The sequence below is a fragment of the Crocinitomix algicola genome, assembly GCF_001661595.2.
In the GTDB taxonomy this organism is placed as follows: domain Bacteria; phylum Bacteroidota; class Bacteroidia; order Flavobacteriales_D; family Crocinitomicaceae; genus Crocinitomix; species Crocinitomix algicola.
The window spans coordinates 152,940-168,100 of the sequence record NZ_LYPF02000012.1 but is presented as its reverse complement, the minus strand read 5'-3'; the positions used below and the strand labels follow the sequence as shown (position 1 = coordinate 168,100).

General features: G+C 35.4%; 17 protein-coding genes. 8 read left to right on the top strand and 9 right to left on the bottom strand.

All coding sequences use genetic code 11. The features are described 5' to 3' along the window. Positions 1–16: 16 nt before the first annotated feature. Together A8143_RS07605 and A8143_RS17045 are read left to right on the top strand one after the other, a co-directional pair. Positions 17–763 (top strand): TrmH family RNA methyltransferase, encoded by a 747-nt coding sequence (locus A8143_RS07605; RefSeq protein WP_066757952.1) that lies wholly within the window; start codon positions 17–19, stop codon positions 761–763. Further along, the gene (locus tag A8143_RS17045; protein WP_066757950.1) at positions 760–1,113 is read left to right on the top strand and encodes a hypothetical protein; all 354 of its coding nucleotides are present in this window, start codon (positions 760–762) and stop codon (positions 1,111–1,113) included. The genes A8143_RS07605 and A8143_RS17045 overlap by 4 nt, the downstream gene beginning before the upstream one ends. Here the strand turns inward: A8143_RS17045 and A8143_RS07595 are convergent. The 5 genes from A8143_RS07595 to A8143_RS07575 all read right to left on the bottom strand — a co-directional run bounded on the left by A8143_RS07595 (position 1,110) and on the right by A8143_RS07575 (position 5,495). After that, on the bottom strand, positions 1,110–2,003 hold the full coding sequence (locus tag A8143_RS07595; RefSeq protein ID WP_083261272.1) for a transglutaminase-like domain-containing protein: 894 nt from the start codon (positions 2,001–2,003) through the stop codon (positions 1,110–1,112). The two genes, A8143_RS17045 and A8143_RS07595, sit on opposite strands and share 4 nt — an antisense overlap. Before the next feature lie 61 nt (positions 2,004–2,064). Further along, on the bottom strand, positions 2,065–2,937 hold the full coding sequence (locus A8143_RS07590) for a nucleoside phosphorylase (RefSeq protein WP_066757947.1): 873 nt from the start codon (positions 2,935–2,937) through the stop codon (positions 2,065–2,067). 1 nt (position 2,938) lies between these two features. Beyond that, complete coding sequence (gene bshC, locus A8143_RS07585) at positions 2,939–4,528, bottom strand: bacillithiol biosynthesis cysteine-adding enzyme BshC (protein WP_066757945.1); 1,590 nt, start codon at positions 4,526–4,528, stop codon at positions 2,939–2,941. Between the two features lie 103 nt (positions 4,529–4,631). Then, positions 4,632–5,045 (bottom strand): hypothetical protein, encoded by a 414-nt coding sequence (locus A8143_RS07580; RefSeq protein ID WP_066757943.1) that lies wholly within the window; start codon positions 5,043–5,045, stop codon positions 4,632–4,634. 3 nt (positions 5,046–5,048) lie between these two features. Then, entirely contained in the window at positions 5,049–5,495 is a 447-nt protein-coding gene (locus tag A8143_RS07575; protein WP_066757938.1) for a hypothetical protein, read from the bottom strand. Between the two features lie 133 nt (positions 5,496–5,628). On the opposite strand from A8143_RS07575, the gene A8143_RS07570 reads away from it, so the two are divergent. Continuing rightward, the gene (locus tag A8143_RS07570; protein WP_066757936.1) at positions 5,629–6,057 is read left to right on the top strand and encodes a peptidylprolyl isomerase; all 429 of its coding nucleotides are present in this window, start codon (positions 5,629–5,631) and stop codon (positions 6,055–6,057) included. A gap of 88 nt (positions 6,058–6,145) precedes the next feature. Here A8143_RS07570 and A8143_RS07565 read toward each other — a convergent pair whose 3' ends face one another. From A8143_RS07565 to recF, 3 genes are read right to left on the bottom strand one after another with little or no spacing between them, the layout of a single operon-like run. Further along, the gene (locus A8143_RS07565; protein ID WP_066757934.1) at positions 6,146–6,388 is read right to left on the bottom strand and encodes a hypothetical protein; all 243 of its coding nucleotides are present in this window, start codon (positions 6,386–6,388) and stop codon (positions 6,146–6,148) included. A gap of 54 nt (positions 6,389–6,442) precedes the next feature. Then, the gene (locus A8143_RS07560) at positions 6,443–6,742 is read right to left on the bottom strand and encodes a DUF721 domain-containing protein (RefSeq protein WP_175437508.1); all 300 of its coding nucleotides are present in this window, start codon (positions 6,740–6,742) and stop codon (positions 6,443–6,445) included. Then, on the bottom strand, positions 6,729–7,832 hold the full coding sequence (recF, locus tag A8143_RS07555) for a DNA replication/repair protein RecF (RefSeq protein WP_066757932.1): 1,104 nt from the start codon (positions 7,830–7,832) through the stop codon (positions 6,729–6,731). Before recF ends, A8143_RS07560 begins: the two co-directional genes overlap by 14 nt. 144 nt (positions 7,833–7,976) lie before the next feature. Between recF and A8143_RS07550 the strand changes: the two genes are divergently transcribed. Continuing rightward, the gene (locus tag A8143_RS07550) at positions 7,977–8,432 is read left to right on the top strand and encodes a type I restriction enzyme HsdR N-terminal domain-containing protein (protein ID WP_066757929.1); all 456 of its coding nucleotides are present in this window, start codon (positions 7,977–7,979) and stop codon (positions 8,430–8,432) included. Here the strand turns inward: A8143_RS07550 and A8143_RS07545 are convergent. Next, positions 8,422–9,060 carry a peptidase associated/transthyretin-like domain-containing protein gene (locus tag A8143_RS07545; RefSeq protein WP_066757923.1) on the bottom strand — a complete coding sequence of 213 codons (639 nt, stop codon included), beginning with the start codon at positions 9,058–9,060 and terminating at the stop codon, positions 8,422–8,424. The genes A8143_RS07550 and A8143_RS07545 overlap by 11 nt on opposite strands. A gap of 130 nt (positions 9,061–9,190) precedes the next feature. Between A8143_RS07545 and guaB the strand changes: the two genes are divergently transcribed. The 4 genes from guaB (at position 9,191) to A8143_RS07525 (ending at position 15,120) form a co-directional block, all read left to right on the top strand. Further along, positions 9,191–10,681 carry an IMP dehydrogenase gene (gene guaB / locus A8143_RS07540; RefSeq protein WP_317040032.1) on the top strand — a complete coding sequence of 497 codons (1,491 nt, stop codon included), beginning with the start codon at positions 9,191–9,193 and terminating at the stop codon, positions 10,679–10,681. Between the two features lie 35 nt (positions 10,682–10,716). Then, positions 10,717–12,813 carry a peptidylprolyl isomerase gene (locus tag A8143_RS07535; RefSeq protein WP_066757911.1) on the top strand — a complete coding sequence of 699 codons (2,097 nt, stop codon included), beginning with the start codon at positions 10,717–10,719 and terminating at the stop codon, positions 12,811–12,813. A 134-nt stretch (positions 12,814–12,947) separates the two neighbouring features. Then, the gene (locus tag A8143_RS07530; RefSeq protein WP_217494796.1) at positions 12,948–13,763 is read left to right on the top strand and encodes a hypothetical protein; all 816 of its coding nucleotides are present in this window, start codon (positions 12,948–12,950) and stop codon (positions 13,761–13,763) included. Continuing rightward, positions 13,735–15,120, top strand: coding sequence for a peptidylprolyl isomerase (locus tag A8143_RS07525; protein ID WP_175437507.1), 1,386 nt, complete (start codon positions 13,735–13,737; stop codon positions 15,118–15,120). Before A8143_RS07530 ends, A8143_RS07525 begins: the two co-directional genes overlap by 29 nt. Positions 15,121–15,161 lie beyond the last annotated feature (41 nt).

Sequence of the window (15,161 nt, the reverse complement as noted above, 5' to 3'; positions counted from 1 at the left end):
ATAATCGAATAGCGAGATGTCCTTGTCAAAAAACGAAATAAAATTAGTTAAATCACTTCAAATTAAAAAGTACAGAGATTTAAATCGCTTATTTGTGGTTGAAGGTGTTAAATTGGTGGATGAATTATTTCAGCAATCCCACTTCAAAATTGATGGTGTTTTCTACACCAAGGACTATCATGTTCAAATCCCTAATCATCTCCATTCTTTTTTAGTGTCTGACAATGAATTAGCTAGAATTTCAGGTTTAAAAGCACCGAATAAAGTACTGGCTGTTGTTAAGTATCCAAAAGATTTGCCCATTAATTTTGACGAAGAAAACATTATTCTCGCGTTAGATACTATTAATGATCCGGGTAATTTAGGCACCATTATTCGAACGGCAGATTGGTTCGGAATAAAACAGATTATTGCTTCAAAAGCTACTGTAGACTTATTTAATCCTAAGGTCATTCAATCTTCTATGGGGGCCGTTTACCGAATGAATTATCACAGGACAGATTTGCATGAAACGTTAAACCAATTAAAAGCGGCTAACTACACTATTTTGGGTGCTGCTTTAGGAGGAGAATCACTTTATCAAACTGAATTTAATACCAAGACCGTTTTATTAATGGGTAGTGAATCGCATGGTATCGATGCGTCATTAAATCACTTGATTAACCAGCATGTACAAATTCCGCAATTTGGAAAAACGGAATCACTAAATGTAGCAATGGCCACTGGAATTATACTTTCGCATTACAGGCAAAATAAGCCATGAAATTTCTTCGATTTATTTTAACTGCATTAATAACTGCTTCGCTTTGCGGACCATTATTTTATTTGCTTGGTTCGATTTATTTTCAATCGAGTTTGTCACTTCATCAGTCTTATTTGATAATTCTGAGCTTTGTTTTGATGGGATTAACAATAGTTTTGCCTGCATATATCATTTTATATTTTTTAACATATGAAAAAGCAACGCGCCTGCTAATTTTTGGAGGCATTCAAATTTTTATAATTCTAGGATATGGATTGTATTATGCTTGGAAATTTGAAATGACAACATTAACTCTAATCGCTTTTTTGCCTATTTCATTTGTATTAGCCTATCGATTAATAAAAGACTAAGCGAGTACCTTACGAATAAGTTCCAATTCTTCTACCTTTTGAATTTCGCCAACTTTCAAATAAGCATTCGCTAAGTTATCAATTAACCTTTTGAGAATGTCAGTATTACTGCAGGGTACAAAATAATCATGTCGAATGGGTAAATGATGACTTTTTAAATAATTTTCAATTTCATTCTGATCAAATATTCGTCCTTTCGAATAAGGATTTATATAGAATAAAACATTGCGTTCATCTTTATCCAAGCCCAACATTTTAAGCGTTTGAAATTCATCCATGAATCCAAGGATAAAATTATTGGGTAAATCGATTCCAAAAATTGGAATGTGTAGCTTTTGAGCAATGACAGAATAGAGGATTGACAAACTTAGTTGATTCCCTCTTTTCGTTTCTAAAACCGCATTTATTAATGAATTTTGTGGTGCATGAAAACTATCTTCACTCGCACAAAAACCGCATAAATCAAATAAAACGTGATTGAAAATCTTTACGATTTCAAAGGCCGTGTGCTCCTCATTAATCTCAAGCCAAACCTTTTGCTTAATTTTTTCCAATTCTGCGTCTACAACATCGAAATCTAAATGAGGGAACTGAAAACGTGCAATGATAAGCGTACCTTTCAATAAATCTCTAGTTGATGAAGCTTTCCATTTTTCGAGATCTGCCTTTATATCATTGACTTGAATTTCTCGAATGATTTCAAAAATTCTATTGCGGTGATATTCATTCGTATCATGATCACACCAACTTTTTTCCAATGTTGATACAACCCCGTCCCCCATTCTTACCAGCTCCTTTTTCACATGATTAAACACATGAGGATCTGGATCTTCAGCCAAGCGTATTAATGAGCTTACGCGGGAATGAATATTGATGTCTGCGATTTTCACCAAAACAAAGGTAACTCACCTTTGTCGGCATAATGAACTGATTAGTAAAATCTTTTTAACGCTATTTTGTTAATCTATCTAAAATTAACTGAATTAGATTTGCCATTTTATCTTTATAGTTGGGCTCAAATGAATTACTATAACGGTTTGCTAATACGAGACAAACCGTAACCGATTGATGCCCCAGAGCTCCAGCTAATGCATATAATCCAGAAGTTTCCATTTCTAAATTCGTTGCGCGAACCCCACCCCATTCGAAAGTTCTAAGACCTTCTTTAAAATGCACGTGTTTAAGTGGAATTCGGATGGAACGTCCTTGGGGACCATAAAAGCCATTCGCTGTTGTCGTTATTCCTTGCTCCATGCCCTCACCTAATAATTCAATCAACTCCTGACTTCCTTGTTTTAGATACGGTTGATTAATGTCTAACGGCCACTGGGTATGATCTTTTAATGCAGCAAGAGCATTCTTTTCATCCTCCGAATAAGGAATTTGATAAAAATGCGCCAGCCCATCTAAGCCTATAGCATACTTCGATATAATATGGGATCCTGGTTCTATATCAGGATGAAGACCTCCACACGTTCCGATTCTAATTAGATTTAATCTTCTCGGTACCGCTTGATCTTTTCGTGATTTTAAATCGATATTTACTGCTGCATCCAATTCAGTTAACACAATATCAATATTATCCGTCCCAATTCCTGTCGATATAACTGTAATTTCCTTTCCACGATATGTACCAGTTAAAGTGCAAAATTCTCGATTTTCATTTTTAAAACGAATAGCGTCGAAATAGGATCCAATAAACTCAACGCGAGCCGGGTCTCCTACTAAAATTACTGTATCTGCGATATCATTTCCATCTACTCCAAGGTGGTAAATTTTACCATCCTCGTTCAAGGTCAATTCTGAATCGGTATAATTTTTCATATTAATCAATTAAGATACGGATTTTGGGTTCATCTTCGGCTGGAAGATTATCTATAATTTTATGAACAAATTCGGTATCATTCAAGTAATAAGGCAAGAAATTTTCGTATCGTTCTTGAAAGCCTCCATTAGGAAATATTTTAGCTTGCAATTTCTCGATTTTTTTACCTTTTTTATCATGTTTACTTTTTTCAGCTTTTATCAATTTCGATTCAATACGTTCTACCGATTTAACCATTTTGACAAATTCAGCTTCTACCATCCCCACCAATCCTTGATTAATATTTTCAGCTTTACCGACAATAATATCCTTGATTTTATTTAATTCGATGACTTCATTACTCAAAGTAATTTCTTCTTCCACTTCATTTAACGCAATCTCTTTTAAAAGAGCATGCATGTCCCTCTTCAAGTCGACGATCTCAAAATTCAGTTCCTCAAGCTCTCTTAATTCTCTTTCTTTCAGAAGAATAAAGGAATCCCTTACGCGGAGCAACGGAAAAGTTAACTCAATTTCTTCAAAAACAGCTTGCAACTGTAACCAATACGCAATTTCTCCCCCACCGCCAACATAAGCCAAATTAGGTAAAATAATCTCTTGGTAAATAGGTCGCATGAGTGCATTCGGAGAAAATTTTTCAGGATGTTCTTCTAATGAATTTAACAAATCCTCTTCACTCCAAAATGTATGATCAACTTCGAATCCATTTTCTATCTTGGCAATTCGTTTTCGCTCATCGTTTTCATCGATGTAAAATAAGTTACAATCTCGAACAAATACTTGTTGATGATAACCTGCATTTTCTAGTGAAAGATTCGTTTCCTTTACTTTTCTTGCGACAAATCCTTCTTGAATTTCCTTTTTAACAATAGGTTTAAATTGTTGCTTAAGTACCGGATCATTTCCGTCAATTATTATCAAACCATACTCCCCAAATAACTCATTCATTATCCACCTTGTTGCGGTCGCCAGCGATTTAGACTCGGTGTACGCCTCGCCAAATCTTTGGATAATCGACTTGAGGTGATCTTCTCTAAATTTTTCAGAAATTTGGTCGATAAAAGGTTCAAAGTTTTTTGGGATAATTTCACCCACAATTTTGTTTGTTTGTCCCTCTTTTTCCCATGCAATTTTTTGCCCAAAAAGATGAATGTGATTAATTTCCTCAAAATCGTGATCCTCTGTCGCCATCCAAAATACAGGAACAAAATGATGATCACTTGACTTGCTTGATAAATCTTCCGCAATTTTTATGACTTGAGCGACTTTATATAGTGAATATAATGGACCAGTCATTAGGTTTAATTGATGACCCGTTGTTATTGTAAAAGTAGTATCACTCTTTAGCTTTTCAAGATTGCGTTGCGTTTCTGATGTTAGAACTATTTTTTCGTTCTGAATCGCTAGACGGTCTACTAACTGTAAACGTTGATTGTTAGAAAACGACTTTTTGCTGATTTGATTTAATATGTTATCCGCTGAGAAAAATTCACTTAAAAACGGACTTACTGTATCTTTTTTCTCTACTAAATCACGAATAATTTGAGAAGAGAAGTTAAATGCTTTAAATGTATATTCTTTTTGAACCATGGTGCAAAAATACTGAATGAAATCTAGAATAATGTTTAAAAAAGCTTAATACTTGTTTAAACATCTAGCGAAACAAATCCAAGAATAAAATTAAAAAATGTCTTTATTTAAATTTTGGTAATTGTACCGTAAAATAAAAGATAAAAACGATCGAGATTAAACCTGACGCCAGATAAAAAATAGTACCATCCGAACCAATATAAATTTGCAACAGAGCCCAAACACCGTTAGAAATTACGTAAAGAAAATAACCCTTTCTTGCATTTGCTCTCATTTTATTTAACCCAAGAATTGACAAAACACAAAGGGTCACAACCACAATGCTCAGCACTAAAAACAATGCTATTAAACTGCCAAAAAAACCTTCAGGATTAATGGAATCAGGTGCAGCGTTTAAAATGGCCTCACCATTTAAAATACATCCTATCAACAAAATTGAAAACAAAACTGCCCATATCACATTCGCGATATACGCCAGACTGGTAAACGTTTTAAACAAATTCTTATTTCGACTCATAACCTAGCGTAAATGTTTCAACTGCATTCCAAATACTAATATAAAAACAGCTGAAATAAGTAGGATAATATAATTTGACAAAGGACCATTTTCTAAAGAGCCTATCAACAATATAAGCACCCAAATTCCATTTCCAATCGCATAAAAAGTAAACCCTTTCTTTAATCCTTTTGACATAAGCGCGGCACCATATATACATAACCCACCTAATATACTGGCAAGAATAAATACAATTAGAAATATATTCACAAAATAATCTGAGGCCATGTTAATATTCATCAGCGCAGCGAGTTCATTCGAATTCATCCGCATCATCATATAAATGACGAGAAAAGCTAAAATCCAAAAACCATTTCCGATGTAGGAAAAAATAGCCAAGACTTTAACTACCTCCGGAACATTTTGCTGGCTCGGTTCATTTGACTCTAAGACTTCTGTAAAATCACTCATTTCTTTTTTTTAAAGCAATATAAAAATTATCAAGAAGACTTTTCATAACTAAGACTCAAATTTTGATGTTTAGGATTGTCTTGGGAAATCAAATTAGGATAACTAATTTTGCAGTGAAAATAAAATAAGTAACATGAAAGCGAAAATTACAACAAATAAAGGCACCATGGTTGCCGAATTATACGATGAAACACCAATCACAACATCTAACTTCGTAAAACTTGCGAAAGATGGATTTTACAATGGTTTAAGTTGGCACCGAGTAATTCCTGACTTTGTTATTCAAGGAGGGTGTCCTGATGGAACAGGTGCTGGAGGACCCGGATACACAATCGACTGCGAGGTAACCGCTGAAAAGCAATATCATGATCGAGGTGTACTTTCAATGGCCCATGCCGGTCGTAATACGGGAGGATCTCAATTCTTTGTTTGTCACAGCCGTGATAATACCGCTCATTTAGATGGAAACCATACGTGTTTCGGTAAGGTTATTGAAGGTGTAGATGTTGTAGATGACATTCGTGAAGGTGACAAAATTGAATCAATAGAGATTGAAGATTAATAACGGTAGCATCTTATACAAAAAAAGCAGGAACGTTTAGATTCCTGCTTTTTTTTGTAGTCTATAATTCATAGATGTTTTTTCTATCTTAATTTAAATCGGGGCACTTTTCTTCTAAAGCTTCAGGCCAAGTACCTTCTTCAAAGACTTCGGGTTTATAGGTGTTTTTGAGCATCATATCACATTCAAAATACTTAATATCGTAATCTGTGATTTCACTTTCCTCCATACATTCACACATCTTTTCAGCGGCCTCTCCTTGTTCTGTAGTATAGCCTCCGCAAGAAACTAATAATGTAAATACTCCGATTCCTAAAATAGATTTTTTCATCTTTTAAATTGGCTCTTTTTCGATTTAACTGTCACCAATGTAAGCATTTGTTTTTTATTTCAAAAAAATTTCTGAAATTATTTTTCGACCAGCTATCGTGTTTAATTTCTTTACAATCTCTGCTTTTTGTTGTTGCAGTTCGTCTCTGATTACAGAAGAGTTCACACGAATAAATAGTTTTTCGTCCTTGATGTATAAATCTTCTGTTCGTTTAGCGATTGCTTCTCCCATGATATCTCCCCATTGTGAGAGCAAACGGGTTTCATTAATTTTGTCTTCCATTCCCATTGCCTTAAAATAATTTGATAAGGCATCTTTCATTGGAATACTTTCTTTATTTCTATCCTTCTTCAATGTTTCCTTGATTAACTGTAAATAATTTACGCTCAATTTTAATTCCATCAAACACTTTTTCTATTCGGTCTCTGTCTGTGTCCGAAATAAAAACCTGTCCAAAAATATGGTCGGAAATTAACTGCATTAAATGAGCGACCCTAAGGTGGTCCAATTTGTCAAAAATATCATCTAATAATAAAATCGGCTTCTTTTTTAATAAACCACTTACCAATTCAAACTGTGCCAGTTTCAAAGCGATTAAAAAAGACTTTTGTTGACCCTGTGAACCAAATTTTTTAATGGGCTGTTGATGAATTAGAAAAACCAAATCATCCTTATGAATACCAACATTCGTATATCCTAAAGCATTGTCCTTACGGTGACTTTTCCGCAATAAGGTAGCAAAATCTTCTTCTATTAACTGAGATTTATAATGGATGTCAATTTCCTCCTTATTATTTGAAATGAGGTTAAAATATTTTTGAAAAACCGGAATAAAGTCGAGCAGAAAGGCTGATCGTTTTTTATGTATGACATTCCCAAGATCAATTAACTGCAAATCCCAAACATCAATACTCTCAAGATCAAAAATTCGCATTTCTTGAAACTGTTTCAGCAGCGCATTTCTTTGTTGCAAAACCTTATTATACCGGATAAGAGTTTCGAGGTAGTTTCGATCAAACTGAGAAATAATACTATCGATAAACTTACGTCGTGTTTCGCTTCCCTCACTAATTAAATTACGATCATAGGGAGAAATAACGACAGCTGGAAACTCACCGATATGATCGGCTAATTTTTCATACTCTTTTTTATTTCGAGTTACTTTCTTTTTTTGCCCTTCTTTTACTGAACAGGTTATTGCAATTTTCTTCTCTTCTTTCACAAACGAACCTTGCAGTAAAAAAAACTTCTCATCAATTCGAATGCACTGCTTGTCAATTGGGTTTAAAAAAGATCGACAAAAAGCTAAATAATAAACGGCATCAAGTACATTTGTTTTACCTGCACCATTTTCACCAATAAAAATATTGATATCGGGCGATAACTCTAATGTCGCTTCTTTGTAATTTTTAAAATTGACGAGGGCAAGTGAATTAAGGTGCATTTATTATTAATTATCGCGATAGATTTTAACTGATGTCAAAGATAGACAATAAGCAAGACAAAAATGGTCTTAGCTTAACGGATTATTCAATACAAACAATTCCTTTTTTTGGTAAATTCTTTTGCGAAATGTATTTTTGACCTTATGTATCCACCAATCAACCTGCCCGATTGCAATTTGAAAATAAAAGGCAATGAAATTTGGGACGAATTGCGTTCAAAATACATTAAAAACACACCAGAAGAATGGGTTAGACAGCATTTCATACACTTTATGATCAATCACCTAAACTACCCTAAGGGTCGTATGGTGTCTGAATATTTGGTAAAGTATAATGGGATGAATAAACGTTGTGATATTGCTGTTTTTGACGAAAACAATAAGGTTTGTTGTATCGTTGAATGCAAGGCTCCAATGATTAAAATTTCGGAAGACACGTTCTACCAAATTGCTAAATATACTCACACACTAAAGGCAAACTACTTGATCTTAACAAATGGGATGAACCATTTTTGTGCTTACATTAACACAATTGAGAATAAAATGGAATACCTCGAAGAAATTCCAGCTTACACTGCTTTAAAAAAAGTTATTGATTAATCTGATAACGACCCGTTCCAATCCCTCTCAAAAATTCAGCCCAAGCTGCTGGATTCAATAAGTTATTCATTGGCATTTGACCTCGCGTGTACAACTCTTTTCGTTGTTGAACACGGTAGGCACTATAGGCACTTGTACCATCACCAGCCAGCAGGGCTCCAACAAAAGCCATTTCTTGTGGAGATAGACGTTGTTGCGCCCGTTTTAGATCATCATCTGGCAAATCCATATTTACAAAAGCATCTGCGAATTCCTCTCTCGAAGGCCAAGGGTAAACATTTACAGGCTCTGCCATTATTGTATCTTCCGTCATCATTTGAACCAAGGATATTGAATTTTCCATCACCGAATCCGGAACAATATATTGTTTTCTTTTGAAGCCTATGGAACGAAATTCTAAGGTATCACCCGGTCGAACAACTAAAGCGAAATAACCATAAAAATCAGCAATTACACCTTTCCCAGATGTCAGGTCACCAACCGTTGCATAAGGAACCCTGTATAGACTATCCGTTATAACAATTCCCGTTAATTGAATTAGCCTAACAGAATCCTTTTCAGTCTGTTTTGACTGTCCAAATGCAGGGATTAATCCCACCAAAAATATTAGGCTAATTAAAATTCTCATGCTAAAAGTGACTAGCACAAATATCACGATTATCGACCTCCTAACAAAACTATTTAACAAAATTTAAAGTAGATAGCAAATTTCTGTGCTCGATGCCGTTCATTTTTATTAACTTTGCGGGAATTTATAAATGAATAAATTCGATTTTATGCCTGTATCCGATATAAATAATGTCAAAGAAGGTTTAACCTATGATGACGTTTTATTAGTTCCAAGATATTCCGAAGTTCTTCCTAGAGAAGTAAAGCTTCAAACAAAATTCACAAAGAATATTACGTTAAACGCACCCATTGTTTCTGCTGCAATGGATACCGTTACTGAATCTGCTTTAGCTATTGCAATTGCGCAGCAGGGAGGAATCGGGGTAATCCACAAAAACATGACCATCGAGCAGCAAGCCTTGGAGGTTAGAAAAGTAAAACGATCGGAAAGTGGTATGATATTAGATCCTATCACTTTGCCTTTAGATGCAAAACTTGGTGATGCGCTAAGGTTAATGAAAGAGAATAAAATTGGTGGAATCCCAATTGTGGATGAAAACCGAATTTTAAAGGGCATCATTACGAATCGTGACTTACGATTCGAAAAAAACATTAATAAAAATGTTGCAGATGTAATGACATCTGAAAATGTGATTACCACTAAGGAAGGAACAAGTTTAGAGCAGGCAGAAGAAATTCTACAAGAGTTTAAAATTGAAAAGCTACCAGTAGTTGCAAGTGACAATAAACTACTTGGTTTAATTACTTATCGTGATATTATTAAAGTAAAAGAGCATCCTAATTCTTGTAAAGACGAATTCGGACGATTACGAGTAGCAGCAGCTGTAGGAGTAACGCACGATACCATAGAACGTGTAACGGCGTTAAAAGATGCTGGCGTAGATGCCATTGTAATTGATACAGCCCACGGTCATACAAAATCATTTGTGTCCGTATTGAAAGAAGTAAAAGCTCAATTTCCAAAGTTGGATGTCATTGCTGGTAATATTGCAACGGCAGAGGCCGCAAAGTTTTTAGCAGATGCTGGTGCAGATGCTATTAAGGTTGGAATTGGTCCTGGTTCGATCTGTACAACCCGTATCATTGCAGGTGTAGGTGTTCCTCAACTTTCTGCAGTGAACGAAGTGGCTTTGGCGCTTGAAGGAACAGGTGTTCCAATCATTGCTGATGGCGGTATACGTTACACCGGTGATTTTGTAAAAGCAATTGCTGCTGGTGCAGATACAATTATGGTTGGTTCGATGTTTGCAGGTGTTAAAGAGTCGCCTGGCGAAACGATTATTTACCAAGGACGAAAGTTTAAAGCATATCGTGGAATGGGATCGGTAGAGGCCATGCAAAAAGGCTCTAAAGATCGTTACTTTCAAGACGTTGAAGACGATGTTAAAAAACTCGTTCCAGAAGGTATCTCAGGTCGTGTACCTTATAAAGGTAATTTAGATGAAGTTATGCATCAAATCATTGGTGGACTAAGAGCAGGAATGGGTTACTGTGGTGCCCCTGATATTGATACTTTGAAGGGAGCGCCTTTTGTAAGAATATCAGCTGCGGGTGTTCAAGAAAGCCATCCGCATGATATCTCAATCACCAGAGAAGCTCCGAACTACAGCTTAAAATAATTTTGAAACTCACTAACTTTTGAAACACTAAAAAAATGAAAAAAATACGCTTATTATTCGTAAGCATGGCACTTTGTTTGAGTGCCTTTGCTCAAGAGAACGACCCTGTAATTCTAACTATAGAAGGAGAAAATACGCATGCTTCAGAGTTTTTAGCCATATATTCAAAAAACAATGAAAACCCGTCTTTTCACAAGGATTCTTTGGATAACTACATTAAGTTATTCACGAATTATAAGCTTAAAGTTCAAGCAGCAAAAGAAGCAAAGTATGACACAATACCTCGATTAAAAGCGGAACTGGCTCAGTATCGAAAGCAACTTGCATTTCCGTATATGACGGATAAAAGTAGAAATGAGGCATTGGTAAAAGAAGCTTACGAACGAACAATTACTGAAGTTCGAGCAAGTCATATCCTTATTCGCGTTCAACCTGATGCCGCTCCCGCTGACACTTTAAAAGCATATAACCGTGCTTTGGAATTAAGAGAGCGAATCGTAACAAATGGTGAAACATTCGAAGATGTAGCCCGTGGTAAAAACGGTTCAGATGATCAATCGGTCAGTAAAAATGGTGGTGATTTAGGATATTTCTCCGCAATGCAAATGGTTTACCCTTTCGAAAATGCAGCTTACAACACTCCTGTAGGTGAAGTTTCAATGCCGGTACGAACGAGGTTTGGATACCACCTCATTCATGTTGTAGATAAACGTAAGGCGATGGGTATGATTGAAACTGCGCATATTCTAATTTTGGTGAATGATGAATCGTCAAAAGAAGCTCAAGCAAATGCTGAAACTAAAATCAACGAAATATATAATCTACTAGAAGCAGGCGAAAGATTTGAAGAACTTGCGGCTAAATACTCTGATGATCAGTCTTCAAAAGCAAAAGGAGGTTTATTACCGATGTTTGGATCTGGATCTAAACAACGAATGGTTCCTAAATTTGAAGAAGCAGCCTTCGCAATTGAAAAGGATGGCGAATATACCAAACCGGTTAAAACAATGTTTGGGTATCACATTATCAAAAGAATTCAACTTCTTCCTATACCTTCTTTCGAAGCGATGAAAAGAGAACTAGAATTAAAAGTGGAAAGAGACATGCGTGCTGAAACAACGCATGAGGCATTTATTAACGACTTGAAAAAAGAATATTACTTAAATAAAAATGCCGCTCAAAAATTGTTGCCAATTTTTATCCATACTGTGGGTGATGAAATTTTTATGGCAAAGTGGCGAGGTTTAAGAGACCATTCTCACGATAATGATATTCTTTACACATTTGCAGACCAATCTTACACGATTAAAGATTTTGAAGAATATTTATTAGAAACTCAAACTAAATCGAGACAAATTGATAAATCAATCTACTTTAATAATAAATTAGATGAGATGATTAACAAGACAATCATCGAGTATGAAGATTCACAATTAGAAAGAAAACATCCAAAATTTAAAGCCCTCATCAACGAATATTCTGATGGTATTCTTGTATTCGAAATTATGCAGGACGAGATTTGGAAAAAAGCATCAAAAGATACCGTTGGCATCAAGGCGTATTACGAAGCAAACCGTGAAGATTTCACCTACCCTATTCGCTACAAAGGAAACTTATTTACTTGTAAAGATAAAGCGACGGCAAAAGCGGTTGTCTCCCTTCTTGAAGAGGGCAAGTTGAGCGGTAAAGAAATTGAGCAAACCATGAATAAGGAATCTCAGCTTAATGTAAAAATGGTGAAGCAAACATTCAATGCGAATACCACTGAAGCTTTTAAAGTGAGAAAAAGTATCCCTCCTATTCAAGTTGAAAATGAACAAAACCTTGATGAAAAAGCCAAAGCTAAATTGGCTGCTAAAAGAGCTAAACGAAAAGAAAAATTAGCGAAATACAAATTAAAGTCATTCAAAAACGGCATTAATAAACCTTATAAAAATGGTGAAGTATATTATGTTTTTGATGTTGAAGAAACTTTAGAACCGCGTTTACGTGAATTTAATGAAGCGAAAGGATTGGTTACCGCAGCGTATCAGAATCAACTCGAAGAAGAATGGATTGCTGCTTTAAGAGATAAATATGAGGTAGTTATACACCATGATAACCTTTACAATCTAAAAAACACTTCAAAATAGTGCTTTAAATTTATAATAATTGTTAAATAAAAACCAACCGACGGTAACGTTTTAAAGGTTGGTTTTTTTTATACGTAGCTTTGGAGTTTACATTTATGACAACCTACCAACATAACCATAAGTTTTTTTTCATAATGGCCATCCTTGTTCTATTCATGATGACCGCATGTAAAACTGATGATTATAAAGGTAAGATTGTGGCTAAAGTCGGCGATGAAGAACTCTACAGCTCTGAACTACTCATGTTATCTTATTCAACCAAAGACAGTGCAAAAGTAGTTTCAAATTATATCAACGAATGGATTGAAAAGCAAGCCCTAATTCAAGCTGCTAAAAATGAAAAATCCATCGACCAAGAAAAAATTGCAAAAAAAGTAAAACAATACGAGGACGATTTATACATCCACGAATTAGAAAATGTGCGCATCGAACAGCAATTGGATCAAAATGTATCTGATGCAGACATTGAAACCTACTATAAAGCGCATGAAGATGATTTTCAATTGAACGATTACTTAGTTAAGGTACTCTACCTTAAAATTCCACTGGATGCGCCGGACATTGAGAATATTGGTGCTGCGTATAAACTTAGAAAAGAATCAGACCTTGAGACCATAGATACCTACGCAAAAACATACGCATCAAACTTTTATTATGACATGGATAGCTGGATCTATTTTGACGACTTACTGAAAGAAATTCCATTAAACGATATAAATAAGGATCGTTTTATACTCAAACGGTCTAAAATTCGTTTTGAAGAAAATGGTTTTTATTATTTCCTTAATATTGTCGACTATAAACTAAAAAACACCCTCTCTCCTATTAGCTTTGAGCGAGAAAATATACGTGAACGAATTTTAAATAGCCGGGTTAAAACCTTGCGAGAAAAAATAAAAGAAGATATAATACAACATGCATATGAAGCGCAGAAAATTGAACGCTATTAACCATTTAATTTTGCTTTTAATCTGTTGTCTCGGATTTGGATCTGCAGCCAATAGCCAAAAGGTAATCGATAAAATCGTTGCTCAAATTGGTGATGAAATTATTTTGCTTTCCGATATTCAAGCACAGCGCTTAAATCTTATCCAAAACGGTGAGGAAGGCGATCAACAAACCGACTGTGGTATTTTGGAGGATTTTCTTTTTGAAAAACTCCTCGTCAATCAAGCTAAAATTGACAGTGTAGACGTGCCTGACGAAATGGTCAACCAAGAAATGGAGCGCCGAATCCAACACATCGCATCACAAATTGGTAGTATCGAACAACTTGAGGAGTTTTACGGCAAACCTGTTGCCAAAATTAAAGCTGAATTTTTTGAAATGATCAAGAAAAGAATGCTTGCCGAAAAAATGCAAGATGTAATTACTGAAAATGTAAACATCACCCCAAAAGAAGTAGAAAAATTTTACAACGCCCTTCCTGCAGATAGTATACCGGATATCAATGCTAAACTAAAATTGGCTCAAATCGTATTCTACCCCAAATTATCCGACGCCGACAAAGAAGCTTCCCAATCTAAATTAGCCGACATCCGCGAAGAAATTGTCAATAACGAAATTAGTTTCTCCTCGGCGGCATCCATTTACTCAGATGATCCCGGATCTAGAGGTGATGGCGGTAACTTGGGTTGGCAAACAAGAGGAAACATGGTGCCCGAATTTGAAGCGGCACTGTTTAACCTCAAAGAACCTAACCAAATCTCCGAAGTGTTTGAAACGCAATACGGTTTCCATATTGTGCAACTTATTGAACGAAAAGGGGACAATTATAAATCAAGACATATCTTAATTACACCAAAAATTAGCCGTTCTGCAATGACTAAGGCCTCTAATGCTATAGACAGCCTTTACCGTCAAATTAGACTGGGAAATATAACATTTACGGAAGCCGCACGACGATTTAGCGATGATGAAAACTCAAAATACAATGGCGGACAAATCGTAAACCCGTATTCTGGCGACTATTATTGGGATATCAATAATATCAATGAAATTGATCCACAAATGTCTCAAATTGCTCAAACAATGCAAGTTGGAGACATCTCCTCTCCTGGTCTGTATATCAACTATATGGAACAAAATAAACAGGGCATTCGAATTGTGAAACTCTTGAGCAGAACAGAACCGCACGTAGCCAACCTAAATACAGATCGACAACTCATAGAAATGGCTGCAATGGCTAAGAAAAAACAACGCGTCATCGACAAATGGATTGCCCAAAAAATTAATGCCAACTTTATCCTAATCGATCAGGAATATCAGGATTTATGCTCCTTTAAATACAACTGGCTCAAAAAATAGTTCGTTTATTTGGGCGTTCCCGTAAACTTGGTCTCCGCGTT

What these genes read in the sequence shown, in the direction of transcription:
- A8143_RS07605 (WP_066757952.1), top strand. Translation starts at nt 17, where the DNA reads ATGTCCTTGTCAAAAAACGAAATAAAATTAGTTAAATCACTTCAAATT.
- A8143_RS17045 (WP_066757950.1), top strand. Translation starts at nt 760, where the DNA reads ATGAAATTTCTTCGATTTATTTTAACTGCATTAATAACTGCTTCGCTT.
- A8143_RS07590 (WP_066757947.1), bottom strand. Translation starts at nt 2,937, where the DNA reads ATGAAAAATTATACCGATTCAGAATTGACCTTGAACGAGGATGGTAAA.
- bshC (WP_066757945.1), bottom strand. Translation starts at nt 4,528, where the DNA reads ATGGTTCAAAAAGAATATACATTTAAAGCATTTAACTTCTCTTCTCAA.
- A8143_RS07580 (WP_066757943.1), bottom strand. Translation starts at nt 5,045, where the DNA reads ATGAGTCGAAATAAGAATTTGTTTAAAACGTTTACCAGTCTGGCGTAT.
- A8143_RS07575 (WP_066757938.1), bottom strand. Translation starts at nt 5,495, where the DNA reads ATGAGTGATTTTACAGAAGTCTTAGAGTCAAATGAACCGAGCCAGCAA.
- A8143_RS07570 (WP_066757936.1), top strand. Translation starts at nt 5,629, where the DNA reads ATGAAAGCGAAAATTACAACAAATAAAGGCACCATGGTTGCCGAATTA.
- A8143_RS07565 (WP_066757934.1), bottom strand. Translation starts at nt 6,388, where the DNA reads ATGAAAAAATCTATTTTAGGAATCGGAGTATTTACATTATTAGTTTCT.
- recF (WP_066757932.1), bottom strand. Translation starts at nt 7,832, where the DNA reads ATGCACCTTAATTCACTTGCCCTCGTCAATTTTAAAAATTACAAAGAA.
- A8143_RS07550 (WP_066757929.1), top strand. Translation starts at nt 7,977, where the DNA reads ATGTATCCACCAATCAACCTGCCCGATTGCAATTTGAAAATAAAAGGC.
- A8143_RS07545 (WP_066757923.1), bottom strand. Translation starts at nt 9,060, where the DNA reads ATGAGAATTTTAATTAGCCTAATATTTTTGGTGGGATTAATCCCTGCA.
- guaB (WP_317040032.1), top strand. Translation starts at nt 9,191, where the DNA reads ATGAATAAATTCGATTTTATGCCTGTATCCGATATAAATAATGTCAAA.
- A8143_RS07535 (WP_066757911.1), top strand. Translation starts at nt 10,717, where the DNA reads ATGAAAAAAATACGCTTATTATTCGTAAGCATGGCACTTTGTTTGAGT.
- A8143_RS07530 (WP_217494796.1), top strand. Translation starts at nt 12,948, where the DNA reads ATGGCCATCCTTGTTCTATTCATGATGACCGCATGTAAAACTGATGAT.
- A8143_RS07525 (WP_175437507.1), top strand. Translation starts at nt 13,735, where the DNA reads ATGAAGCGCAGAAAATTGAACGCTATTAACCATTTAATTTTGCTTTTA.